Source organism: Flintibacter porci (assembly GCF_041925195.1).
Taxonomy (GTDB): Bacteria; Bacillota; Clostridia; order Oscillospirales; family Oscillospiraceae; genus Lawsonibacter; species Lawsonibacter porci.
Map to the genome: position 1 here is coordinate 301,764 of NZ_JBHEVB010000003.1, position 22,154 is coordinate 323,917.

General features: G+C 58.7%; 22 protein-coding genes. 4 read left to right on the top strand and 18 right to left on the bottom strand.

The features are described 5' to 3' along the window. Positions 1-175: 175 nt before the first annotated feature. The 16 genes from ACEVJL_RS04930 to mraZ form a co-directional block, all read right to left on the bottom strand. Positions 176-616 carry a hypothetical protein gene (locus ACEVJL_RS04930; RefSeq protein ID WP_325207711.1) on the bottom strand — a complete coding sequence of 147 codons (441 nt, stop codon included), beginning with the start codon at positions 614-616 and terminating at the stop codon, positions 176-178. A 20-nt stretch (positions 617-636) separates the two neighbouring features. Then, the gene (locus ACEVJL_RS04935) at positions 637-1,260 is read right to left on the bottom strand and encodes a hypothetical protein (RefSeq protein WP_325207710.1); all 624 of its coding nucleotides are present in this window, start codon (positions 1,258-1,260) and stop codon (positions 637-639) included. 59 nt (positions 1,261-1,319) lie between these two features. Continuing rightward, positions 1,320-1,745: a hypothetical protein gene (locus ACEVJL_RS04940; RefSeq protein ID WP_235395624.1), complete on the bottom strand. Its 426-nt coding sequence runs from the start codon at positions 1,743-1,745 to the stop codon at positions 1,320-1,322. A gap of 152 nt (positions 1,746-1,897) precedes the next feature. After that, positions 1,898-2,590 carry a DUF4367 domain-containing protein gene (locus ACEVJL_RS04945; protein WP_374737078.1) on the bottom strand — a complete coding sequence of 231 codons (693 nt, stop codon included), beginning with the start codon at positions 2,588-2,590 and terminating at the stop codon, positions 1,898-1,900. Beyond that, positions 2,587-3,117, bottom strand: coding sequence for an RNA polymerase sigma factor (locus tag ACEVJL_RS04950; RefSeq protein WP_374737079.1), 531 nt, complete (start codon positions 3,115-3,117; stop codon positions 2,587-2,589). The genes ACEVJL_RS04945 and ACEVJL_RS04950 overlap by 4 nt, the downstream gene beginning before the upstream one ends. Before the next feature lie 75 nt (positions 3,118-3,192). Next, positions 3,193-4,344, bottom strand: coding sequence for a cell division protein FtsZ (gene ftsZ / locus ACEVJL_RS04955; protein ID WP_020989895.1), 1,152 nt, complete (start codon positions 4,342-4,344; stop codon positions 3,193-3,195). 143 nt (positions 4,345-4,487) lie between these two features. Beyond that, complete coding sequence (locus ACEVJL_RS04960; protein ID WP_374737080.1) at positions 4,488-5,330, bottom strand: cell division protein FtsQ/DivIB; 843 nt, start codon at positions 5,328-5,330, stop codon at positions 4,488-4,490. Further along, on the bottom strand, positions 5,266-6,606 hold the full coding sequence (gene murA / locus ACEVJL_RS04965) for a UDP-N-acetylglucosamine 1-carboxyvinyltransferase (protein WP_235395613.1): 1,341 nt from the start codon (positions 6,604-6,606) through the stop codon (positions 5,266-5,268). Before murA ends, ACEVJL_RS04960 begins: the two co-directional genes overlap by 65 nt. Positions 6,607-6,666: 60 nt before the next feature. Beyond that, positions 6,667-7,788, bottom strand: a complete 1,122-nt coding sequence (gene murG, locus ACEVJL_RS04970; protein WP_151076241.1) for an undecaprenyldiphospho-muramoylpentapeptide beta-N-acetylglucosaminyltransferase — start codon at positions 7,786-7,788, stop codon at positions 6,667-6,669. A gap of 33 nt (positions 7,789-7,821) precedes the next feature. Continuing rightward, complete coding sequence (locus tag ACEVJL_RS04975) at positions 7,822-9,024, bottom strand: FtsW/RodA/SpoVE family cell cycle protein (protein WP_235395602.1); 1,203 nt, start codon at positions 9,022-9,024, stop codon at positions 7,822-7,824. A 71-nt stretch (positions 9,025-9,095) separates the two neighbouring features. Then, positions 9,096-10,085: a phospho-N-acetylmuramoyl-pentapeptide-transferase gene (gene mraY, locus ACEVJL_RS04980; protein WP_008981631.1), complete on the bottom strand. Its 990-nt coding sequence runs from the start codon at positions 10,083-10,085 to the stop codon at positions 9,096-9,098. A 68-nt stretch (positions 10,086-10,153) separates the two neighbouring features. Next, entirely contained in the window at positions 10,154-11,641 is a 1,488-nt protein-coding gene (locus ACEVJL_RS04985) for a UDP-N-acetylmuramoyl-L-alanyl-D-glutamate--2,6-diaminopimelate ligase (RefSeq protein WP_302668542.1), read from the bottom strand. Positions 11,642-11,702: 61 nt separating this feature from the next. After that, on the bottom strand, positions 11,703-14,153 hold the full coding sequence (locus tag ACEVJL_RS04990) for a penicillin-binding transpeptidase domain-containing protein (RefSeq protein ID WP_374737082.1): 2,451 nt from the start codon (positions 14,151-14,153) through the stop codon (positions 11,703-11,705). A 92-nt stretch (positions 14,154-14,245) separates the two neighbouring features. Next, positions 14,246-14,803 (bottom strand): hypothetical protein, encoded by a 558-nt coding sequence (locus ACEVJL_RS04995; RefSeq protein ID WP_020989894.1) that lies wholly within the window; start codon positions 14,801-14,803, stop codon positions 14,246-14,248. A 5-nt stretch (positions 14,804-14,808) separates the two neighbouring features. After that, the gene (rsmH, locus tag ACEVJL_RS05000; RefSeq protein ID WP_151076243.1) at positions 14,809-15,792 is read right to left on the bottom strand and encodes a 16S rRNA (cytosine(1402)-N(4))-methyltransferase RsmH; all 984 of its coding nucleotides are present in this window, start codon (positions 15,790-15,792) and stop codon (positions 14,809-14,811) included. A gap of 6 nt (positions 15,793-15,798) precedes the next feature. Further along, positions 15,799-16,212 (bottom strand): division/cell wall cluster transcriptional repressor MraZ, encoded by a 414-nt coding sequence (gene mraZ / locus ACEVJL_RS05005; protein WP_008981626.1) that lies wholly within the window; start codon positions 16,210-16,212, stop codon positions 15,799-15,801. A 340-nt stretch (positions 16,213-16,552) separates the two neighbouring features. Between mraZ and ACEVJL_RS05010 the strand changes: the two genes are divergently transcribed. After that, a complete protein-coding gene (locus ACEVJL_RS05010) occupies positions 16,553-17,122 on the top strand; it encodes a uracil-DNA glycosylase (RefSeq protein WP_374737084.1) in 570 nt (189 codons plus the stop codon). 292 nt (positions 17,123-17,414) lie between these two features. Here ACEVJL_RS05010 and ACEVJL_RS05015 read toward each other — a convergent pair whose 3' ends face one another. After that, positions 17,415-19,001, bottom strand: a complete 1,587-nt coding sequence (locus ACEVJL_RS05015; RefSeq protein ID WP_374737085.1) for an NAD(P)/FAD-dependent oxidoreductase — start codon at positions 18,999-19,001, stop codon at positions 17,415-17,417. Positions 19,002-19,429: 428 nt separating this feature from the next. Between ACEVJL_RS05015 and ACEVJL_RS05020 the strand changes: the two genes are divergently transcribed. The 3 genes from ACEVJL_RS05020 to ACEVJL_RS05030 all read left to right on the top strand — a co-directional run bounded on the left by ACEVJL_RS05020 (position 19,430) and on the right by ACEVJL_RS05030 (position 21,366). Continuing rightward, positions 19,430-20,563, top strand: a complete 1,134-nt coding sequence (locus ACEVJL_RS05020) for a tyrosine-type recombinase/integrase (RefSeq protein WP_374737086.1) — start codon at positions 19,430-19,432, stop codon at positions 20,561-20,563. A gap of 74 nt (positions 20,564-20,637) precedes the next feature. Continuing rightward, on the top strand, positions 20,638-21,060 hold the full coding sequence (gene ruvX, locus ACEVJL_RS05025; RefSeq protein ID WP_008981622.1) for a Holliday junction resolvase RuvX: 423 nt from the start codon (positions 20,638-20,640) through the stop codon (positions 21,058-21,060). A 15-nt stretch (positions 21,061-21,075) separates the two neighbouring features. Continuing rightward, on the top strand, positions 21,076-21,366 hold the full coding sequence (locus ACEVJL_RS05030) for a putative quinol monooxygenase (RefSeq protein WP_374737087.1): 291 nt from the start codon (positions 21,076-21,078) through the stop codon (positions 21,364-21,366). Positions 21,367-21,526: 160 nt separating this feature from the next. On the opposite strand, the gene ACEVJL_RS05035 is transcribed toward ACEVJL_RS05030, so the two are convergent. Further along, positions 21,527-22,154 (bottom strand): transposase (locus tag ACEVJL_RS05035; protein WP_374737088.1); only part of this gene is annotated, 628 nt, incomplete at its 5' end.

Below are 22,154 nucleotides of genomic sequence, written 5' to 3' on the forward strand. Positions count from 1 at the left end.
GGCACCCCGGGAAACAGCGCTAAAACGAGCAATAACACAAATCCAACATAAACCGACATCCGGACGCAGCATAGTATCACCGCCATGCTGCAGGAAAGGAGGAAGCAAAGAACTTCCAGGGTCTTTCTCGTTCTAAGTGACATGGATTTGCACCTCACATTCGCTCATTTTCCTGTTACATAATTTGAATCAGAATTATTACATCGACTAAAATAGATAATAGGACCACACCATCTGCACCATCATAGAAGGGTTCCGAACGCAGTTCATTTCTACGGCGTTTCACAACAGCAAGGCACAACTCAACTCCCTTAATTACAAATAATAGCACGGCAAATATATAAATAAATGTTAGATGGTGTATCTGCTGTCCGAACAATATCTCCAGGAATAAAATTGGAGCAAATGCGCAGCACAAGTACCCTTTTCTGTATAAAATAAATCCATCGGCCAACTCTAACCCCAAAAAAATAACACAAACGGCATAGTATGCCATATCGGGGCAGATCCATTCATACTGAAAAATCCCTTTCACCAAATACACCAGCGCAAAGATCAGGAAAAAGCTGTAAAAACCAAGAGCCCGCACCAAAGTTATCTTACACTGACCCTTCATGCGCTTGGATCCCTCCTCAATCAATACGGCTTAATGTAATGGTCTGTAACCGTAATCGTAGAATTTACACTCATTGTTGGAGGTGTCCACCCAAAGATTACAGTTATGGTTTTCATTTCTAATGTATCATAGGTGGCATAGACGCAGCACCCTTCCTTATCAGTATCAATTTTCCCCCACATATCACTATATGCAATGGCACGTGCAAGTTCAGAAAATGTAAACAATGCGCCGATGGGGAACCAAGCCGCTCCTAATAGAAATTCGAGCGTTACCTTTATAGCGTTTGGTTTCCCCATGTCATTTTGTAGGTCTTTCGCATCCGATTTATTAAAAAAGGCGGCTTCTACTTCTATGTTAGGTGCTCTTCCCCAAATAATACCACCATTAGGCGCATACCAAGAACTTGCCGCTGTTGAATTAATTGTATTATTGTATTTCGAGATTAAAAGATTTTCAATCACAGAATCATAGAAATCCATTAAGTACAGAGCATCTTGCGCAATTAATTGTTCTTTAATGCATTCATGAAGTTCTGTTCGCTCAGATTGCATTTGAGATTCTTTGCCGTATGCAAATGCATTTGTGCTAAACATTGAAGCCAAAATAGTAAAACTTAAAAATACGCTCCATATCTTTTTCATGCTTACTATACTCCTTTCCTATGTACAGTACAAGCAGACAATCCTTTTCTTACTGAATCTTACGCCTTCTTCTCCGGGGACAAGATTGTCTTCGTCTCCGACTTGCTTCCCGACCAGGCCGTCACCACTACTTTGGCCCGGTAGGTTTTGCCTGCCGTCACCGCCTTTGTTTCTGACACGGAGGCCCGCACTCCACCCGTCTCATCTGTCCATGTGCCGACTATTTTCCAGGTGCTACCTACTTTTTCTTGAAGAGTTACCTCCACTTTACATCGATCTACACCATCTTGCCCAATTACAGATGCCTTAATTGTTGCTATACCTTTATCTATAGCAAAGCGTACTTTTGCATCAGTAATATACATTGAGCAAGGTGTTACAATGGTTGAATTTACATTTTCTACCGCTGATACATTTGGTATCATACCAGCACACAGGCAAATGGACACACATAGGGCCGGGAGAAGCGCTTTTTTCTGGAACATGGGAATCATATCCTTTCTTTTTGTGTTTGTTCTTTATAACCAATAAGCGTCTCGATTTTGGACACTGATTTTTAATAATTTTCAAAAAATTTTAGACCATATAGGAAAGCGGCTGGAAGCCTTGTATTCCAAGGCTTCCAGCCGCTTCAGGCTTACTCATCTATCTGAATCCCTTCCGCAACCTTTTCCAGTTCCTCCATCGGTAGATTTCTTCCTAACAACACATATACCATTTGGTCATCTGTCCAATGAATCGTACAGTCTGCCCCCTTTTGAATGCCAATCGCATCATAATTATGAACCTTAAACTCCGTGACCTCTGCATCTTCTGTATCCAGCATCCATATCAACTCATCATTTCCTTCTACTAGGGACTGATCTAAAGTGATAAATCGCCCATCACAATCCTCGTACCAGACAAAATAATCTCTTTCATCCAACTCGGTTTCTACTCTTTCCATCCCCTCCGGCAGATAGGTAAACTCCAGCTCTCCGGGCTGCTCTTTGGCTTTCACATCGGAGGTATAGCGGAACTCTGTAAAGTCAGAGAACACCTGCACCACCACCTGTAATACCTGCCGTCGGAAGGCGGCATCCACTGTCATGCGTACCGAGAAGGACAGGGCCACAAAGGCCAGCACAAAAATGGCTGCCCGCCTGGCATAGGTCAGTGCCGCCCGCACGGCCGGGGAGCGCCGCTGGCGGCGCAGCAGCTTGTCCATCCTCCGCTGGAATTTGTGGGAAAAGGTATGCTCCGGAATGTCCTCAGGCAGGCTTTCCTCCAGCCAGAACTCGCCCGCGGCGGCGCTGTACTGCTCCAGCAGCCGGTCCAGTTTCTCGTTCATACCTCCACCCCCTCTTCCTTCAGCGCTTCCCGCAGTTTCTCCTTGGCCCGCTGGATCGTCCTGGCCACATTGCCTTGGGACATGGACAGCATCTTTCCGATCTCCCGGTCGGAAAAGCCCTGCCAGTGCTTCAAAAGCAGCAGCTCCCTGTACCGTGGGGACAGGCGTGCCATGGCCCGGCTGAAGGCCTCTTCCTCCTCCGGCGCCGGGTCCTCCCGCTGGGCAGTGGGCGTCCACTCCTCCAAAGGCAGAGCCTCCCGCCGGCGGCGGCGCTCCAAACGGTTCAGCGCCACCCGTTCAACAATAATAACCACGAAGCCCCTGGTTTTTGGACAGTCCGGTTCGCCCACCTGGTCGATGTGCTCCGCAATGCGCACAAATGCGTCGTGGACCGCGTCCTCCGCCTCCTGAGCGTCGTTCAAAATACGGTGGGCCACATAAAACATGAGATTTTTATACCGGAGGTACACTTGCTCAAATTTATTTTGGTCCTCCGCATCTTCGATCATAGAGAGATAGATCAGCACGGCGTACTCCTTTAAGAAAAAAGCCCCAGAGAAGGGGAACCTTCTCCGGGGCGGATACGTATATGTAGGGCGGAATCAGCGCTTGCGGCTGAAAATGCGCTCCAGGATATCCCAGTCGTCATCGCTGACGGCGGCCTTCTCAGGCTCAACCACAGGGGCGGCAGAAGCCTCGCCCTGAGGCGCGGCCTGCTGGCTCTCCTTCACCCGGTCTCCCGCCTGGGAGAAAGGCTTCTGGGACATATCAGCAGCAGGAGCGGCGGCAGCCTCCTCCTTCTCGTCAAAGCCGGTGGCAATGACGGTGACCCGCAACTCATCCTCCAGGGTGTCGTCAAAGGCGGCACCGAAGATGATGTTGGCCTCGGGGTGGGCGGCCTCCTGCACCAGGTTGGCGGCGGTCTCTACCTCTTCCAGGCCGATGTCCATGGAACCGGTGACGTTGATCAGCACGCCCTTGGCGCCGTTGATGGAGGTCTCCAGCAGGGGGCTGGAAATGGCCATTTTGGCGGCCTCCTCGGCCTTGCTCTTGCCGGCGGCGCGGCCCACACCCATGTGAGCACGGCCAGCGTCCTTCATAACGGCGGACACGTCGGCAAAGTCCAGGTTGATGAAGCCAGTGTTCTTAATAAGGTCGGAAATGGACTGAACGGCCTGCTGCAGCACGTCGTCGGCGATCTCAAAGGCATTGAGCATGGTGATCTTCTGATCGGTAGCCAGCTTCAGGCGCTCGTTGGGGATGATGACCAGGGAGTCCACCTTGCAGCGCAGTTCCTCAATACCGCCCTCGGCCTGCTTCATCCGGCGCATGCCCTCAAAACGGAACGGCTTGGTAACTACGCCTACGGTGAGGATGCCCATCTCCTTGGCGATGTCGGCCACGATGGGAGCCGCGCCGGTGCCGGTGCCGCCGCCCATACCGGCGGTGATGAATACCATGTCGGCGTCCTCCAGAGCCTTGGAGATCTGGGTGCGGTTCTCCTCGGCGCTCTTGCGGCCCACCTCAGGGTTGGAGCCGGCGCCCTGGCCGTTGGTGAGCTTTTCACCGATCTGAATCTTATAGGTAGCGGCAGAGACGGCCAGCGCCTGCTTATCGGTATTCACCGCAATAAAATCGACACCCTTGGTTCCGGTGCGCACCATGCGGTTGACTACGTTGTTGCCGCCGCCGCCTACACCGATTACTTTAATATTGACTACGCTGTCAGGACCCATATCCATTCCGAAGGCCATTGTCGTTCCTCCTAAGTATAAAATGAAACTCCGCCACAAACGCCCAAAAACAAGCAATTGTGAGCGGATGCAGAATCAAGGCTATATCTTGATTCATTGTATCGCTCTTTTTTCAGCAGGTCAAGAGAAAAAGTTGGAAAATATCATCCACCACTCTCAGCCGGAGTAAAGATGGCGGTATATTCCTTTTGCGTGAGATCCATGATACCCACCGCCTGACCGCCGCGGCGGCGGTTTTCCTCCTCCACGGCGGCATTAAGCGCTCGGAGATAATACGCGGTATCCCCCGTGAGAGGCAGTTTGGCGTCGATGCTCCCGTCCAGCCGCAGCACCATACAGGAGACGTGGGTCAGATCAACGGAAGAGACCCGGCTCATCATACCCTGCTGCTGGAGCTTCTCCAAAACGTTGGTCAGCGCGGTAAGCTTGCTCTGCTGATCCTGGGGCACCGCCAGCATCGAGCCCGCCTCAGGCGCCAGGGCCGTAAGCCCGGTCACCGAGATGGGCGCGGTGTGAGAGGCAGAGACCGGCTCCAGCAGCTTGCCGCCCACGCTGATGAGCCAGGCCTCCTTGGCCGCGGCCTGCTGGGACTCCCCTTCCTCTCCGCTCTCCTCCGTCTGCTCCTGGGCATACACCTCTACCTGAGCCACCGCATCCCACTCGGTCACCTGGAAGGTGATGGTGCTGGGCAGCCCGCGGAGAATGGATACCGACTCCACATAGGGCAGCTGATGGAGGATCTCCTGAGAAATCTGTTTCTTGTTCATGCGAAACAGGTTATCCCCCACCTGTACCCCGGAGGCGGCAATGATCTCATCCTGGGTATAGCGGCTGTTGCCCGTCACGGCAATGGTCTCCACCTGAAAGAATACCGTGGCGCCAAAGGTAAGGGCCGCCACCAGCGCCGCCAGGCACAGCAGCTTAAAGAGCACGCCAAGCCGGCTGCGGCGGCGTTTTCGCTTTCGGTTGTGTCTCACAGATGCCATGGTCTTCTCCTGTATCTCTGTTTGTGGGGAGCAGGCGGATGTCTGCTCCCAGCTGCCGAAGGGTGCCTTCCATATCCTGATAGCCCCGGCGGATATGGCTCAGCTGGGTCACCTGGGTCGTTCCCTCCGCCCCCAGGGCGGCCACCACCAGAGCGGCCCCGCCTCGCAGGTCGGTGCTCTCCACCCGCTGGCCGTACAGAGGGCAGCCCGTCACTACGGCGGAGCGGCCCCACACCCGGATATCCGCCCCCATGCGCTGCAGCTGCGCCACATGGCGGTAGCGGCTTTCAAACATATTTTCTACAAACAAAGTCTGGCCTCTTCCACCTGCCAGGGCGGCCATCAGAATGGCCTGGGCGTCGGTGGGAAAGCCGGGATAAGGTGCGGTATGTACCGGTGGGATGCCCCGCAGGGGTTTCGTGCTCCGGAAGCGGATCTCCTCTCCCCGGCACTCCAGTTCTCCCCCCGCCTGTTCCAGACAGGAGAGTACCGTATCCAGGGAGGAGGGCTCCACACCGGTCAGGACAATCTCCCCTCCTGCCGCCCCGCAGGCGCACAGCCAGGTGGATGCCACGATGCGGTCGCCCATCACCGTGTGCTCCGCTCCGTGAAGGGGATGGCCTCCTTCAATGGTGACCACCGGCGTGCCCGCGCCGGACACCCTGGCTCCCAATTTGTTGAGAAAGCGCTCCAGATCCACGATCTCCGGCTCCCGGGCGGCTCCCACCAAGGTGGTCACCCCCTGAGCTCCGCAGGCGCACAGCATGGCGTTCTCGGTGGCCCCCACACTGGGAAAGGGCAGATGGATCCGCGCCCCCCGCAGTCCGCGGCCCGCGGTGCAGGTAAGGCACTCTCCATTCTCTCGGATCTCCGCTCCCAGCCCCCGCAGGGCGGCCAGGTGCAGATCGATGGGCCGGGGACCCAGCTCGCAGCCTCCGGGATAGCACAGCCGGGCGCTCCCGGTACGGGCCAGCAGCGCCCCCAGAAAAATCACCGAGGAGCGCATCTCCCGCATCAGCCGCTCGGGAATGGCGCTGCCGCTCAGGGCGGCGGCGTCCACCGTCACGGTCTCCCCCTCCCGGGCCACCCGGCAGCCCAGCAGGGCCAGAATATCCAGGGTGGCGGACACATCAGACAGATCGGGGCAGTTATGGATCACGCTCTGGCCCGGAGCCAGCAGCGCGGCGGCCAGCAGGGGAAGAACACTGTTCTTGGCCCCCTGGACCCTCAGCCGCCCGCCCAGCGGCCTGCCGCCTTGGATTTCATACATGCTCATGGGATAGCCTCCAACTTCATTTCGTTCAGGCTATCCTATGCAAACATCAAAAAAGTGGTTTCAGCCCCGCATCAGCGAGCGCAGGGTAATATAGATCTTTTCCCCCGCATCGGGCACCGCCATGCTGGTCAGCGCCCGGATCATGCTGTCCCGGCGGGGCCGGTCCCGCAGCAGCGCTTCGGCCTGCTCGTAGAGCTCGTCCCTCTGGCAGTCCTTCTCCAGCAGCAGCACCGCCGCTCCCTGGTCGGCCAGCACCCGGGCGTTCTTCTCCTGGTGGTTGGCTGTGACGTTGGGAGAGGGCACCAGAATGGCCGGCTTGGCAATGGCGGTGAGCTCCGAGATGGTGGAGGCACCCGCCCGGCAGAGAACCACGTCGGCGGCGGCCATCACCAGGGGCATATCGTAGATATACTCCCGGACCTCCACCCCGTTGTCCCCCAGCTTCAGCCCCCGGCGCAGCAGCTCCTCCTGCATCCAGGAGAAGTCCCGGCCCGCGCCGTGGATGTGGCGGAACGGGGCGCCCTCATAGCACTCCTTGGCGATGAAATCCACCATCTGGCGGTTCATCACCTCCGCGCCCAGGGAGCCCCAGTAGGACAGCAGCAGAGGACGGTTGTCCTCAATACCCAGCTGCTTGCGGGCCTCCTCCCGGGTGTAGCGGAAGAAGTCGCCCCGCACGGGGGTGCCGGTGACTACCACCTTATCGGGGTTATCGTAGTGGGCCCGGCTCTCCTCAAAGCCCACCATCACGCAGTCCACCACCTTGGACAGGGCCTTGGTGGTCAGTCCGGGCACGGCGTTGGACTCGTGGACGGCGGTGGGGATATGCCGCCGGGCGGCCTCCTTTACCACAGGGAAGGAGGCATAGCCTCCGGTGCCCACCACCAGGTCGGGCTGGAACTCATCCAAAATGCGCTGGGCCTGCTTCTTGGACTTCTGCATATTCACCAGGGTGCCCAGATTGTGGGCGATGTCGGCAGGAGCCAGAGAGCGGTGGAAGTTGGTGATGGTCACCGTCTGGATGGGGTAGCCCTCCTTGGGCACCAGCCGGGTCTCCATCCCTCCGTCCGCTCCCACAAACAGCACCCGGCAGCCGGGATTGCGCTCCTGGAAAATGCGTGCCAGGGCTACCGCCGGGTTCACATGTCCGGCGGTACCGCCGCAGGTAAAGAGGATATTCATGAAACCACCTCGTTCTATATCAGGCCAAGGGCCTTAATCGTGCTTGGGCGCGGGGATCTGACGGGAGATACTTAATATCATACCCATCTCCCCCAACTGTATCAGCAGGGCTGTTCCGCCGTAACTGAAGAAGGGCAGAGAAATGCCGGTATTGGGAATCAGGTTGGTAACCACAGCGATGTTCAAAAACACCTGGGTGGCAAACAGGGTGATGATGCCCACAATGGTCAGGGCTCCGAACTTATCCCGGGCGTGGAGAGCCAGCCAGTAGCCCCGCAGAATAAGCAGGGCAAACAGGATAATCACCACGGCTCCGCCGATATAGCCCAGCTCCTCCACCACGATGGGGAAAACGAAGTCGTTTTCCGGTTCGGGGAGATAGAGCATTTTCTGTTTGCTGTTGCCCAGCCCCAGACCCAGCAGACCGCCCGACCCCATGGCCAGCAGGGACTGCACCGTCTGGTAGCCGTTCCCCTGGCGTTGGCCCCAGGGATCCAGCCACAGTTCGATACGGGCGTTCATATAGGGTGTGGCCAGCATGATAAAGGCCAGCAGGGCACCTACCACCGCGCCGCCGCCGATGAACCACCAGATATTGATGCCCGCGGCAAACAGCACCGCTGCGGCACCCACCATGACCAGAATGGTGCCGGACATGTGCCGCTCCAGCAGCACCAGCAGCAGTACCGTGCCCAGCACGGCGATGTAGGGCACCAGCTCCAGAAAGCCAATGCGCTCCAGGCGGTTGAGCATCCGCCCGGTAAAGGTGCGGTTTTTATACCGCAGAGGTTTTCGGCTGTCCCGCTTACAAAGCCGGGCGGCAAAAAACAGGATGACTGCAATTTTGGCGATCTCGGACGGCTGGAACTCCACGCCCAGATACAGCCACCGCCGGGCGCCGTTGTGACTTCGGCCCAGCGGGGTAAATACCAGCAGCAGCAAAATGATGCTGAAAATTAGAGCGGGCACCGACATCCACCGGAAGGTCTGGTAGTTGATCTTGGACACCACATACATGACCGCCACACCCACCACGGCAAACATGGCCTGGCGCTTGATATAGTACAGGGGGTCGGCCACCTTGCTGTCATAATAGGCTGTGGCATAGGAGGCCGAGAACATCATAATCAGGCCGATGCCCAGCAGGATCATCACCAGCATCAAAAAGGGCAGATCCATGGGCCCCCGGGCCAGCTGCTCTTCTACCGTCAGGTCACGTTTGGGTTTTCGGGCCATGGAATTCCTCCTTTGAGGCGGGATAAGTCTATACTAATAGGATATGCACTAAAAAAGATCACAAATTGTCATCACATGGGATAACGATACATCACGCCCCAGAAGGCCAGCACGCACAGGATCAGGGTAGCACCGGAGAACACGCAGAACAGCTTTGTCTCGCTCCAGCCGCCCAGCTCCAGGTGGTGGTGCAGGGGAGCCATGCGGAAAAAGCGCTTGCCGCCGGTCTTCTTGAAGTAGACCACCTGGATGATGTCGGAGAGCACCTCCAGCACATACACCAGGCCCACAATGGGGATCACCAGGGGCAGGTCCAGGGCAAAGGCCATGCCGCACACCGCGCCGCCCAAAAACAGGGAGCCGGTATCACCCATGAACACCTTGGCCGGATGGAAGTTATAGATCAGGAACGCGGACAGGCCGCCCGCCATGGCGGCGGAGACGGTGACCAGATCGCTCTTGCCATACCAGGCGGACACGGCGACGTAGAAGATCATCACCGGGATGGTCACGCCGGTGGCCAGGCCGTCAATGCCGTCGGTAAGATTCACCGCGTTGACGGTGCCCACCATAACAAAGGCGGCAAAGATCATGTAAATCACCCAGGGGATACCCACGATCTCAATGTTGAAGAAGGGGATATACAGGTCAGGGCTGAGGTAGCCGTCCTTCCGCAGCAGCAGGGTAAACACGATGGCCGCCGCCAGCTGAAGCAGGAACTTCTGGGGGGCGGTGAGGCCCTCGTTGGCGTGGTGGCGCAGCTTCTGGAAATCGTCGATGAAGCCGATGGCGCCAAACACAAGGGCAAACAGGAACACCACAATGTGGTTATGAAGTCCGTGCTGGAAATCCTGCCAGCCCGCGGCCACCACCGCCACGGCGATACCCAGAATAAACATCAGGCCGCCCATGGTGGGGGTACCCTGTTTGGACATATGCCAGGTGGGTCCGTCCTCCCGGATGGACTGTCCGGCTTTCAGCCGGCGCAGCACCGGGATCAAAATCTGTCCGGCAATGGCGGTCACGCCAAAGGCCACAATGAAGCTGAGAATATATGTCATGTCGAAACCTCCAGGTCCTCTTTCTCTTTTGTGCCAGGGGCAGAACTGCGAAGGATTGAAACAAGGTATTATACTACACCCGCCGGAAGATTTCCAGTCCTTTCCCACGAAGGGGCGCTGGAAAAATATTGGGCCACGATTTCCCGCTCGTCCATGGGGTACTGCACCCCCTGGATCTCCTGGTAGGTCTCATGTCCCTTCCCCGCCAGCACGATCACATCCCCCGGCCGCCCCTGAGACAGCGCCCAGGCAATGGCCTGCCGCCGGTCTGGCTCCACATGGATCTGGGCTCCCTCTCCCTCCATGCCCGCCAGGATATCCCGGATGATGTCCTCGGGATCTTCGGTGCGGGGATTATCCGAGGTGACCACAGCCAGATCGGCCAGTTCCTTCACCACGCCGCCCATAATAGGCCGCTTGGTGCGGTCCCGGTCGCCGCCGCAGCCAAACAGACAGATGAGCCTTCCGGCGGTAAAATCCCGGGCGGTGAGCAGGATATTTTCCAGAGCGTTGGGGCTGTGGGCGTAGTCGATGAGTACCGTGTAGGCGGTGGGTACAGGGACTACCTCCACTCTCCCCTTCACGCCCCGGGCGCTGCGCAGGGCGGCAGCGCACTCGCTTAGCCGCAGTCCCAGACACAGTCCTACCGACAGGGCGCACAGGGCGTTGTAGATGGTAAAGCCGCCGGGAATGGGCAGGAACACCCGCTGGATCTGCTCCCGGGCCACTGCTTCAAACTCCACCTGTCCGGGGTAGAGGCGGATGCCCTTGGCGGTTAGGTCGGCCTGGTCCTTGTTCTCTGAGTAGGTGAACACCGGACAGGCCAGCCGCTCCCGGTACCACCGCCCCGCCTCGTCGTCCAGGTTCAGCACTGCACGGCGGCACTGATGGAACAGGCGCTCCTTGGCGGAGCGGTACTCCTCCATGGTATGGTGGTAGTCCAGGTGGTCCTGGGTCAGGTTGGTGAAGGCGGCCACGGAAAAATCCAGTCCCTCCACCCGGTGCTGCACCAGTGCGTGGGAGGACACCTCCATCACCACATGGGTACAGCCGCTGTCGGCCATCTCCCTTAAAAGCTGCTGAACCTCGTAGCTCTCGGGCGTGGTGCGGTGGGCGGGCAGCACCCGCTCCCCCACCATGTTCTGGATGGTACCGATGAGCCCCACCTGGGTCTTTAACGCCCCCTCCAGCATTTCCTTAATTAAAAAGGTAGTGGTGGTCTTTCCGTTGGTGCCGGTGACCCCGATGAGGGTCATCTCCCGGCCGGGATGGCCAAACCAGTTTTCCGCCAGCAAAGCCAGAGCCCGCCGCGGGTCAGGCGTGGTGAAGAATACCCCCTCCCGCTGGGGCCGGCGGCGGCATACCACCGCCGCAGCCCCTTTGGCCAGGGCCTCGTCAATGTACAGACTGCCGTCTGTCTTGGCCCCCGGCAGCGCCACAAACAGCGCGCCAGGAAGCAGGGTTCGGGTGTCATAGGATATGGAAGTAATTTCCATTTCCTGAGAATAAGGTTCCCCCGTGAGGGGAACGCCGGCTAACAATTGCCACAGCTTCACAGTCGTCACCCCTCACGGGTGCAGTTTCATTCTCTCTAAGTTATGCGCGTGGAAAAGGGAACTATGTTATCTCATAGAAGTCGGCGGCCCCGTCCTCCACCAACGTGCTGAACTGGACCTGCACGATGGTGCCGGTGGCCACGCTCTCTCCGGCAGCTACGCTCTGGCTCTGGGCCTTGGAGCTCTCGCTGTAGAAGGTGCTGCTGCCCGCCGCCTGCATGAACAGGCCCTGGGCCTCCAGGGCTTTCTTTGCCCCTTCATAGCTCATACCCACCACGTTGGGCACGGTGGTCGTCTCCTCCGGTGCCGCATCCCCCAGGTAGAGGATCACGGTGGAGCCGCCGGGCACGGCGGAGTTGGCGGCAGGAACCTGACTGGTGACCACGTCGCCCGTTCCCACCGTGCGGTAGGTCAGGTTTTTCTTCTCCAGCCGGACGGCCGCGTCGGCCACGGTGTATCCGGTGACCTGAGGCGTGGTGACCGTGGTGGCCGCCGACTCCTCGGTGGTGTACTGTTTCTCCACTCCCATGTAGTCCAGGATCTGGGCAATGAGCTCGCCCGCCCGGGGAGCTGCCATGGCGCCACCGCTGATGTACACGCCACAGGTGCCGTAGGAGCTGCCGGGAGAGGCCTCCTTGGGGGTGTCGTAGGCCATCAGGACAATGACCTGGGGATCGTCCGCCGGAGCGAAGCCCATAAAGGAGACGATGGTACGTCCGTCCTCCAGGGTCTCGGCGGAACCGGTCTTACCGCCGATGCGGTAGCCTGCCTGGTAGGCGTTGCTGCCGCCGCCCTCAGAGACGACGGTCTCCAGGATGGCCCGTGCCCGCTGGCTGGTCTGCTCGCTCACAACCTGGCGCACCAGGGTGGAGCTGTTCTCTTTGACGGTATTTCCCTCCGAATCAGTGACCTTCTGCACCACATAGGGCTGGTACAGATTGCCGCCGTTGATGACGGCGGAGAAGCCGGTGACCATCTGCAGGGGGGTGACGTTGAAGCGCTGACCGAAGGAGGCCACCGCCAGGTCTACGATGCCCATGTTGCTGCCCCAGTTGACGCCCTTTTCCTCGCCGGGCAGGTCGATGCCGGTCTTCTCCGTCATACCAAAGGCCTGGAAGTATTCATAGAACTTCTCCGCTCCCAGCCGCTGACCGATCTCGATGAAGGCGGGGTTACAGGAATTCTGTACCGCCTCGGCCAGTGTCTGGTGTCCGTGGCCGGTGCGCTTGGAACAGTTGATGCGCCAGCCGCCGATGTTGTAGTAGCCGGGGCAGTTGAAGGTGTCGTTCTCAGACACCACACCCTCCTCCAGAGCGGCGGCCAGCACCAGAGCCTTAAAGGTAGAGCCGGGCTCGTAGGTCTCCTTAACAGTCCGGTTGCTCCACTGCTTCTCACGGGCCGCGCCCTTGGCCTGAGCCTGGGCCTGCTCCTGAAGCTCCGCGTCGGTGAGCTGCTCGTCTGCAGGTTTTGTGTCGTTCTCCGCCTTCAGCTGCTGGTAGATGGTGGCCGTATCGGTGTCCACATCCTCCAGCAGGAAGCTGTCGGTAATGACCGAGTAGTTATTGGGATCAAAGTTGGGAGAACTGGCCATGGCCAGCACCTTTCCGGTCTGGGGATCCATCACCAGGCAGAAGCCGCCGTTTTGCACGTCGTACATCTCAATGCCCTTTTCCAACGCCTGCTGAGCGTAGGACTGGATGGTAGCGTCCAGGGTCAGGGTCAGATCGTAGCCGTTGATGGCGTCGATGTAGTTGGAGTAGCTGTTGTACATCTCCACGTTCTGGGCGGTCTTGCCCGTCACCACACGGCCGGGCACGCCCTTGAGCAGGTCCTCGTACCAGGCCTCCAGGCCGTAGGCGCCGCCCTCGGAGTTCACAAAGCCCAGCACCTGGCTGGCCAGGGAACCGTAGGGGTAGTAGCGCTTGGTGCTGGGGGTGAGATAGAGGTAGTAGGAGGTATTGTTCTCCTCAATAAAGGCCCGGATGGCCTTGGCGTCCTGCTCCTCGATCTGGGTGGCCAGCACCTCATACTGGGAGTTGGTCTTCTCCATGCGCTGTTCCAGCTTTTCCCGGTCCAGGTCAGGCATCAGCTCACACAGGCCGTCCACCACCACATCCCGCTTGCGCTGGATCTCGGCGTTGTAGGCATCCTCGTCCAGGTTGCCGTCCTCATCCTTGAACTTACTCTCACTCACACTGGCCACCAGGTCCTTGGGAGCCAGGATCAGGTTGTATACCGTGGCCGACATGGCCAGCACGTCGCCGTTGGCATCCAGGATCTCGCCCCGGTTGGCTGACACGGTCACGTCCATCAGCTGCTGCTCGATGGCTTTGGTCTGATACTCATCGTGGTGCACGATGGCGATGTTCCACAGCTGGATCAGCAGAGGAATAAATAATCCCAGGCCAAACACGCCCATGAGTACCATAGAGCGGCGGAACACCAGCCGTTTGGACTGGCGGCTGCGCTCGCTGGGGTTTTTCCGGGGTTCGGGCTGCCGTTGTCTGTACATCTGAGTCCTCCTTTGCGGTAGAAGGGCGCAAGAAATTTCTTTCTTGCGCCCTTGTCTGATGTGCCGCTTTACAGCTCACTATATGCGCTATCTCAGCGGAAATATTCGATCACTTGATGGAAAATGTCCTCCAGACCCTCCAGGGCTCCCCGGATACCGGTGGACCGCTCCTGATCCTCGCTCAGCACCACGTTGTCGGGCTGGGACAGATCCAGGTAGACCACTTGGTCGTTGGTGGGCCGGACCATGGTGTCTCCCACGGCGGCCTGGATACGCTCCATGTCAAAGACCCGCTCATACTCAGCCGAGAGGGTCACGTTCTGCGCCTGCAGATCGCTCAGCTCACTGCGCAGGGAGGAGAGCTGGCTGTTGGCCACGGTGAACTGGGCATAGCTGAAAATCACCAGCACCGCAAACACACCCACCGCCAAAAATCCAACCACGGCAAAGGGAGAAATCTCGCCTGCCTCCCGGACCTGAACCTTTGTCCGGGTGAGGCTGCGGGTACGCTCGTGGGTGCGGACCTTGGGCTGGGGCTGAAGGGTCCGCTCCTTGGGGCTGCGAAGGGCGCCGCCTTCGTAAGCGGGAGCGTATGCCACGCTGCCGTAGGTATTATATGAGGCTGTGTTGGTGCGATGGCGGCTTGCCATTCCGGTCACTCCATTTCTCTCCCGATTTCACAAAACGATTGCGTGGGGTCTTTTAATTTCTCGGCCACCCGCAGCTTGGCGCTTCGGGCGCGGGGGTTTTCCTCCACCTCCCGCTCAGAGGGAAGGATGGGCTTGCGGGGTGTCAGCTTCACGTCCGGGGTCTTCCCGCACACACACACCGGGAAATCCGGCGGACAGGTACATCCCTTGGCAAATTCGGCCAGATCGGTCTTCACGATCCGGTCCTCCAACGAGTGGAAGGTAATGACGGCCAGCCGTCCCCCCTTGTTGAGGCGGGGAACCGCGGCACGGACCATCCGGTCCACGCTGGCCAGCTCATCGTTTACGGCGATGCGGATGGCCTGAAAGCTCCGCTTGGCCGGGTGCTGCTTCTCTTTCAGCGCCCGGGCGGGCATGGCACTTTTGATGATATCCACCAGCTCCAGGGTGGTCTCAATGGGCTTGTCCTGGCGGCGGCGGACGATGGCGGCGGCAATGGAAGGGGCGTAGCGCTCCTCGCCGTACTGGCTCAAAATGCGCCGCAGTTCCTCCTGAGACCACTGGTTCACCACATCGGCGGCGGTGAGTCCCTCAGAGCGGTCCATCCGCATATCCAGAGGGGCGTCGGCCATGTAGGAGAATCCCCGGGAGCCGTCGTCCAGCTGCGGGGAGGACACGCCCAGATCAAACAGCATGCCGTCCACACCGGCCAGTCCCAGGCGGTCCAGAATGGCGTCCAGCTGATCAAAGTTGCTGTGCACCAGGGTGACCCGGTCCATCCAGTCCTTCAGACGGTCCTGAGCCGCGTCCAGAGCGGCCTGGTCCCGGTCCACACAGATGAGCCGTCCCGTGGTCAGCCGCCGGGCGATCTCCCGGCTGTGGCCCGCCCGTCCCAGAGTTCCATCCAAATAGATCCCGTCGGGGCGGATATTCAAAGCTTCGATACACTCGTCCAGCAGCACCGGACGGTGGGTAAATGTCTCACTCATATCAGATCAGAACCCCAAAGCGCTCATGCACTCGGCCATCTTGGCGGGGGTCATCTCCTCCTCGTCTTCCTGCCAGAGCTTGGCGCTCCAGATTTCAGCCCGGTCGTTCACACCCAGAATGACCGCGTCCTTTTCCAGCTGAGCGTACTTGCGCAGCTTCTGAGGAATAACAATGCGTCCCTGGCTGTCCAGCTCGCATTTCACCGCGTTGGCAAACAGGGGACGCATCACTCTGGATTGTGTCATGGGCAGGGAGGCAAATTTTTCGGTAAACTTGTCCCAGGTGGCCTGGGGGTAGATGGCCAGACAGGTGTCGATACCCATGGCCAGGTAAAAGGAGACGCCCAGCTCCTCCCGGAGCTTGGCGGGGATGAACAGGCGGCCTTTGGCGTCGATGCTGTGCTCGTACGTGCCGGTCATCCCATTCACCTCTCCCCCACTTGAAACCCTTTTTGTGGGGAATGGCTCCACTTTCCCCCACCCTTGTGTTTTAGTATAAAAGCTGTTGACATAAAAAGCAACCCTTTTTTTCCGATTTGCACAGAAAAAAACCGCAGGTTTCCCTGGGTTTCGACCGCTTTTTCACATAAAACATACGTTCTATTTTATTTTACATAATTTCTCATTTCGTTTTTTCGTTGTGCTTTTGTTTCTTTTTTGGCACAATATCTTGTGGTTTTTATCTGCCATCTTCCACCATTGCGTCCTTCGTCATTTTATGGTACACTCGAACAAATCAACACGGAGTGAGGGAAACGCTATGCTGGATTGGAAAGAATTGGAGCAGGAGTGCCTCTCCTGCCAAAAGTGCGCCCTGTCCCAGACCCGCCATAACGTGGTCTTCGGCACCGGCCCCCGGGATGCGGAGGTCATGCTCATTGGAGAAGGCCCCGGCGAGAACGAGGACCTGCAGGGATTGCCCTTTGTGGGCCGGGGCGGCAAGCTGCTGGACGACATGCTGGAGGTCATCGACCTGAGCCGGGAGAAGAACGTGTACATCGCCAACATGGTCAAGTGCCGTCCGCCTCAGAACCGGGATCCCCTGAACACGGAGCAGGACGCCTGCATCGGCTATCTGCGCAACCAGGTGGCCCTCATTCGTCCCAAGATCATCGTGTGTCTGGGCCGCATTGCCGCCATGCGTTTGATCAAGCCCGACTTCAAGATCACCAAGGAGCACGGCCAGTGGTTTGAAAAGTCCGGCGTGCAGATGATGGCTCTGTTCCACCCGGCGGCCATTCTGCGGGACCCCCGCCGCCGCCCCGAGACCTTCGAGGACCTGAAGCACCTCCAGGCCAAGATCCAGGAGATCTGCGACCATACGTATTAAAAGGTATAAAACACAGGGCGCTGCCAAAAGCAGCGCCCTGTGTTTTCTTTTATTCCATTATCCCCGGGCCACCGCTTCGGCCACCCGGATGCCATCCACGGCAGCACTCACGATACCACCGGCGTATCCCGCCCCCATTTCCCGGAAGGCAAAGCCTTCCGGGAACCCTTTGGGATTTAAAATGCTCGGTCGAAATGAATTCGCCCTGCGCCAAGGTTTTGCCTTTGGCAAAACGCTTGTACGGCGCTGGGCGCCGCCCCGCCTTGCGGGGCCCCCGGCGAGGGGGCTTTCTTTATCCCCGGGCCACCGCTTCCGCCACCCGGATGCCATCCACGGCGGCGCTCACGATACCACCGGCGTAGCCAGCCCCCTCGCCGCAGGGATACAACCCCCGCAGGGTGGACTGGTACGTCTCGTCCCGAACGATCCGCACCGGGGAGGACGACCGGGTCTCCACTCCGGTGAGCACCCCGTCGGGATGGGCAAAACCGTGGAGCTTCCGGTCCAGAACAGGCAGCGCTCCCCGGAGAGTGTCGGTGACATAATCAGGCAGACAGTCCTCCAGTGTAGTCCAGGTCACGCCGGGCTGGTAGGTAGGCCGCACTTCTCCAGGTCCATGGGAGGCGCGCTTTGCCAGAAAATCCTCCACCCGCTGAGCCGGAGCCATGAAGCCGCCGCCTCCCGCCTGAAACGCTGCACGCTCCCACTGCTCCTGGAAGCGCACTCCCGCCAGTGGGTCGGCGCCGAAGGTCTGAAAATCCTCCGGACCAACTCCCACCAGGAAGCCGCCGTTGATGTTCTCTCCATCCCGGCTGCGGTAGCTCATGCCGTTGGTCACCAGCTGGCCCGGCTCTGAGGCCGAGGCTACCACCTGGCCGCCGGGGCACACACAGAAGGTAAAGGCAGAGCGGCCGTTGGGCAGATGGCAGGCCAGCTTATAGTCGGTGGGCGGCAGCTGGTCCCAGAAGGGGCCGTACTGGGCCTGGGAGATGAGCTTCTGCTTGTGCTCGATGCGCACACCGATGGCAAAGCTCTTCTGCTCCATGGGCACCCCCTCCTGCTCCAGCATCCGGAAGGTATCCCGGGCGGAGTGGCCGGGCGCCAGCACCAGGGCGTCACAGTCCAGGCGGTAGCGCCCCTCCGGTCCCTCCACCCAAATGCCACTGAGCTGTCCGCCGCTGTGTTCCAATCCAGTGAGGCAGCTGCCAAAGCGCACGTCACAGCCCAGGGAGATGAGCTCCTGACGGATGGTTTTCACCACCTGGCGCAAAATATCGGTACCGATGTGGGGCTTGTGGGACCACTTCACGTCCTCCGGCGCTCCCGCTTCAATGAGGGCGTCCATCACTGCGGCAATGCGGGGGTCGTGGGTCCCGGTGGTCAGTTTGCCGTCGGAGAAGGTGCCTGCACCTCCTTCGCCAAACTGCACATTGGAGCTGGGGTCCAGAGTGCCGTCCTTCCAGAACCGCTCTACATCTTTGGTTCGGGTATCCACATCCTGGCCCCGCTCCAGCACCACGCAGGGAATCCCGTTCCGGGCCAGAAACAGGGCGGCAAACAGGCCCGCCGGCCCCATTCCCGCCACCACCGGCATGTTGGTGGAACGGCGCTTTACCTCAGGGAACGCGTAGGGTACCGGATGGACCAGGGAGACGTTGCGGGCCGTGCAGGCCGACAGCACCGCCTCCTCCTGCTCCACTTCCACATCCAAGGTATATACATAGTGTACATCCTGCTTTTTCCGTGCGTCGATGGACTGACGCACCAGCCGCACCTGCTTCAATGCCCCGGGACGCAGCCCCAGCGTCCGGGCCGCTTTGCGGCGCAGCTGTTCCAAACTCCCGCCCACAGGCAGGGGAATATTTTGAATCCGTATCATGTTATCACCCGCCCCCAGTGTACCATACCCCCGCCATTCTTAAAAGCTTGTTTTTTCTCTGTATTTTCCTCTTTTTGCTCTGAAAATTTTACCAGGAGATATAAGGCATGACTTTTTCGACAGAATATGATACAATGTGACAAGCCACCATTTCATCTGCCCTTCTCTTTTGGTGTATCTTAACAATTTTCCCGCTTCAATCCTTCTCTTCCAGCTGCCCTGCCGACATCATGCCAGGCAGGCGCGTTTTTTCGTGGAAAGGGTTCCCACATAATGTCCACACCCGGGCGTCCGGGTTTTTTGCTCCCAGGCACTTTTGTGGGCGGACATGAATTTTTTATTCCCAGAGCTGCCAAAAATAAACACGGAGGGCACCCTGTGTGTGTTTGGTAATTGCCCATCCATCAGTTTTAAAAGGAGGACCGACTATGGCCAGGAAAACAGTAGAACGAAATATCTCATACGACGACATACGCCATCTCTACTACGTCAGCATGGACCTGGGGCGGGATGAAAATGGTAAGCGCATCAAGCAATACCGTACCTTCCCCACCCTGGCCGCGGCCCGAAACGGTCTGAAGGAATTTCATGCCACCCGGGAACAGCCCCAGTTTGTTCCCGCCCAGGAGATGACCCTGTCCCAGTGGCTGGAATACTGGATGGACTCCATCGTGCGCCCCAACCGGGCGGAGACCACGGTGTACGCCTACCAGAAGATCATCGACAACCACATTGACCCCGCCCTGGGAGACACGCCCCTGACCAAGCTCAGCGCCAAACAGGTCCAGGAGTACTACACCACCACCCAGCGGGAGGCCAACCTCTCCTCCAACACCATGCGCCGCCACCACGACCTGCTCTCCAGCGCCCTGCGCTCGGCGGTGCGCCAGGAGATGATCCCCGTCTCCCCCATGAACCGGGTGGAGCCGCCCCGTCCCCGTCCCAAGGAGACCTCCTTCTACGACAACCTGGAGCTCAAGCAGCTCTACCAGCTCATCCAGGGAAAACCTCTGGAGCTGCCGGTAAAGCTGGCGGGCAGTCTGGGTATGCGCCGGGAGGAGATCTGCGGTCTGAAGTGGGACAATGTGGACCTTCAGCGCCGCCTGGTCATCATCCGGGAGGCCCGCACCGCCTACGGAGCCAACATCGTGCAGAAGGAGACCAAAAACCGCGCCTCAGTGCGCACCCTCTATCTGGCCGATGAGCTGTGCCTGCTGCTGGAGCAGGAGCAGAGCCGCCAGGAGGCCCTGCGCTGCCAGGACCCGGCCAATTTTAACCCCGAGGGCTACGTGGTCCTGGACCATAAGCAGCGCCCCTACTCCCCCAACGCCCTGTCTCTGGCCTTCACCCGTTTTGTGCGCCGCAATAATCTGCCCCGCCTCACCTTCCACGGCCTGCGCCACACCTTTGCCACCATCGCATCCTGCCAGGGAGCCTCCCTCTTCGACATCGGCAAGGCCCTGGGCCACTCCACTCCCTCCACCACCGGACGCATCTACACCCACCTGGTGGACCGCACCCACGAGGACCTGATGCTGCGGGTGTCCGACGCGCTGAAATAAGCCGCGTCTTCCTCTTGTAAGGCCGCGTTTTTTCTTGTATAGTGTAGGGGAAGAGATTGGAAGGAGTTGATTGTTTGCGCGTCATGGCCATCGACTACGGCGACGCCCACACCGGCGTTGCCATCTCCGACCCCACCGGCTTTCTGGCCGGGATGACTACCACCATCCACTCCCGCAAGGCGGAGGTGGTGCTCTCGGAGCTGGCGCGGCTGGTCAAAGAGCACCAGGTGGACCAGCTGGTCATGGGCTTTCCCCGAAATATGGACGGCACGGAGGGACCCCGCGCCCAGCTCTACCGGGACTTTGCCGCCCAGGTCGCCCAGGCCACCGGTCTGGAGCCGGTGCTGTGGGACGAGCGGCGCACTACCGTGGATGCCCACCGCATTCTGGCCGAGGGGGGCAAAAACGCAAAGAAGCGGAAGAAAACCGTGGACGCGGTGGCCGCTTCGCTGATTTTAGAGGGATATCTGGATTTTCAGCGCATGAAGAACCGCTGAACAGGAGGGCAAACGATGCTGCTTCTTAACGTGACCTACACCATGAAGCCCGGTATGCGGGATACCTTTTTAAAGGAGGTACAGGCCCAGGGCATTTTGGATGCCGTACGGCAGGAGGACGGCTGCCTCCAGTATGCCTACTACCTGCCCGCGCAGGAGGACAACACCCTGCTGCTGGTGGAGCGCTGGCGGGACCGGGCAGCCCAGCAGGTCCACCTGACTCCCCCCCATATGGCCGCCCTGGGCAAGATCAAGGCGGACTGCGTGGTGGGGACCCAGATCGTATCCGGCACTGCCGAGGAGTGACCCCACTTCTCCGGCGGGAATATTTGTGAGGAGTCCTGCAAATAAAAGTCAAGTCCTAAAATGAAAAAAATCCCGCAAAGTTTGCGAGATCAAAAAAGCGCAACAAATCAAGCTGGAGAAAAGACTTCCACCAGCTGGAGTGAGTCTAAGTTATTAATAGTTATTTTTGCTCTGCTGTTTGAGAATCAAAGGCCTCCAGGCATTCCTTCACGCGGGCGTAGTAGATGCGCAGGAACTTGTTCTGGGCGGCAGTCATGTAAACGAAATATGGCTTGCCTTCTGCACGTTTCTTATCGAGGAACTGGTAGACCGGCTCATCTGCTGGAGACTTTTTCAGGTAAGTACAGACGATCTGATAGAGCGTTTTGCGCAGATGCGGAGAGCCTCGTTTTGTAGTAGGAACGCTTTTGGCGCTGTGCTTTCCGGACTCGTCTATTCCCGGATCAACACCTGCAAAGCCCACAATGGAGCTGCGGCGCGGAAAACGACGCACATCACCGATCTCGGCCATGAGCTGCGCGGCAGTTGTTTCACCAACGCCGTACATGGCGCACACAGTTTCGTATTCCGGGAGTTGGGACGCGATTCGCGTCATCTCCGCCCGCAGTGCCGCCAGTGTCATTTTGCCCGTAAGAAGCTGTTGTGCTGCTGTGGTAATGAGTAGTTTCGTATTGTCGTTCTTCGGCAGCGTAGTAAAGTGGCCACAGCTGCTGGCATAGATGTCCAACGCTTTCTCTGCTCTGAAATGGTATCCCTTGCGTTTGCACCATTTCTGGTAACGCTCTGTA

What these genes read in the sequence shown, in the direction of transcription:
- ACEVJL_RS04975 (WP_235395602.1), bottom strand. Translation starts at nt 9,024, where the DNA reads ATGGCCCGAAAACCCAAACGTGACCTGACGGTAGAAGAGCAGCTGGCC.
- mraY (WP_008981631.1), bottom strand. Translation starts at nt 10,085, where the DNA reads ATGACATATATTCTCAGCTTCATTGTGGCCTTTGGCGTGACCGCCATT.
- murA (WP_235395613.1), bottom strand. Translation starts at nt 6,606, where the DNA reads ATGAGCATGTATGAAATCCAAGGCGGCAGGCCGCTGGGCGGGCGGCTG.
- ACEVJL_RS05010 (WP_374737084.1), top strand. Translation starts at nt 16,553, where the DNA reads ATGCTGGATTGGAAAGAATTGGAGCAGGAGTGCCTCTCCTGCCAAAAG.
- ACEVJL_RS05015 (WP_374737085.1), bottom strand. Translation starts at nt 19,001, where the DNA reads ATGATACGGATTCAAAATATTCCCCTGCCTGTGGGCGGGAGTTTGGAA.
- ftsZ (WP_020989895.1), bottom strand. Translation starts at nt 4,344, where the DNA reads ATGGCCTTCGGAATGGATATGGGTCCTGACAGCGTAGTCAATATTAAA.
- ACEVJL_RS05030 (WP_374737087.1), top strand. Translation starts at nt 21,076, where the DNA reads ATGCTGCTTCTTAACGTGACCTACACCATGAAGCCCGGTATGCGGGAT.
- murG (WP_151076241.1), bottom strand. Translation starts at nt 7,788, where the DNA reads ATGAATATCCTCTTTACCTGCGGCGGTACCGCCGGACATGTGAACCCG.
- ACEVJL_RS04935 (WP_325207710.1), bottom strand. Translation starts at nt 1,260, where the DNA reads ATGAAAAAGATATGGAGCGTATTTTTAAGTTTTACTATTTTGGCTTCA.
- ACEVJL_RS04990 (WP_374737082.1), bottom strand. Translation starts at nt 14,153, where the DNA reads ATGTACAGACAACGGCAGCCCGAACCCCGGAAAAACCCCAGCGAGCGC.
- ACEVJL_RS04945 (WP_374737078.1), bottom strand. Translation starts at nt 2,590, where the DNA reads ATGAACGAGAAACTGGACCGGCTGCTGGAGCAGTACAGCGCCGCCGCG.
- rsmH (WP_151076243.1), bottom strand. Translation starts at nt 15,792, where the DNA reads ATGAGTGAGACATTTACCCACCGTCCGGTGCTGCTGGACGAGTGTATC.
- mraZ (WP_008981626.1), bottom strand. Translation starts at nt 16,212, where the DNA reads ATGACCGGCACGTACGAGCACAGCATCGACGCCAAAGGCCGCCTGTTC.
- ACEVJL_RS04930 (WP_325207711.1), bottom strand. Translation starts at nt 616, where the DNA reads ATGAAGGGTCAGTGTAAGATAACTTTGGTGCGGGCTCTTGGTTTTTAC.
- ACEVJL_RS04940 (WP_235395624.1), bottom strand. Translation starts at nt 1,745, where the DNA reads ATGTTCCAGAAAAAAGCGCTTCTCCCGGCCCTATGTGTGTCCATTTGC.
- ACEVJL_RS05020 (WP_374737086.1), top strand. Translation starts at nt 19,430, where the DNA reads ATGGCCAGGAAAACAGTAGAACGAAATATCTCATACGACGACATACGC.
- ACEVJL_RS04960 (WP_374737080.1), bottom strand. Translation starts at nt 5,330, where the DNA reads ATGGCATCTGTGAGACACAACCGAAAGCGAAAACGCCGCCGCAGCCGG.
- ACEVJL_RS04995 (WP_020989894.1), bottom strand. Translation starts at nt 14,803, where the DNA reads ATGGCAAGCCGCCATCGCACCAACACAGCCTCATATAATACCTACGGC.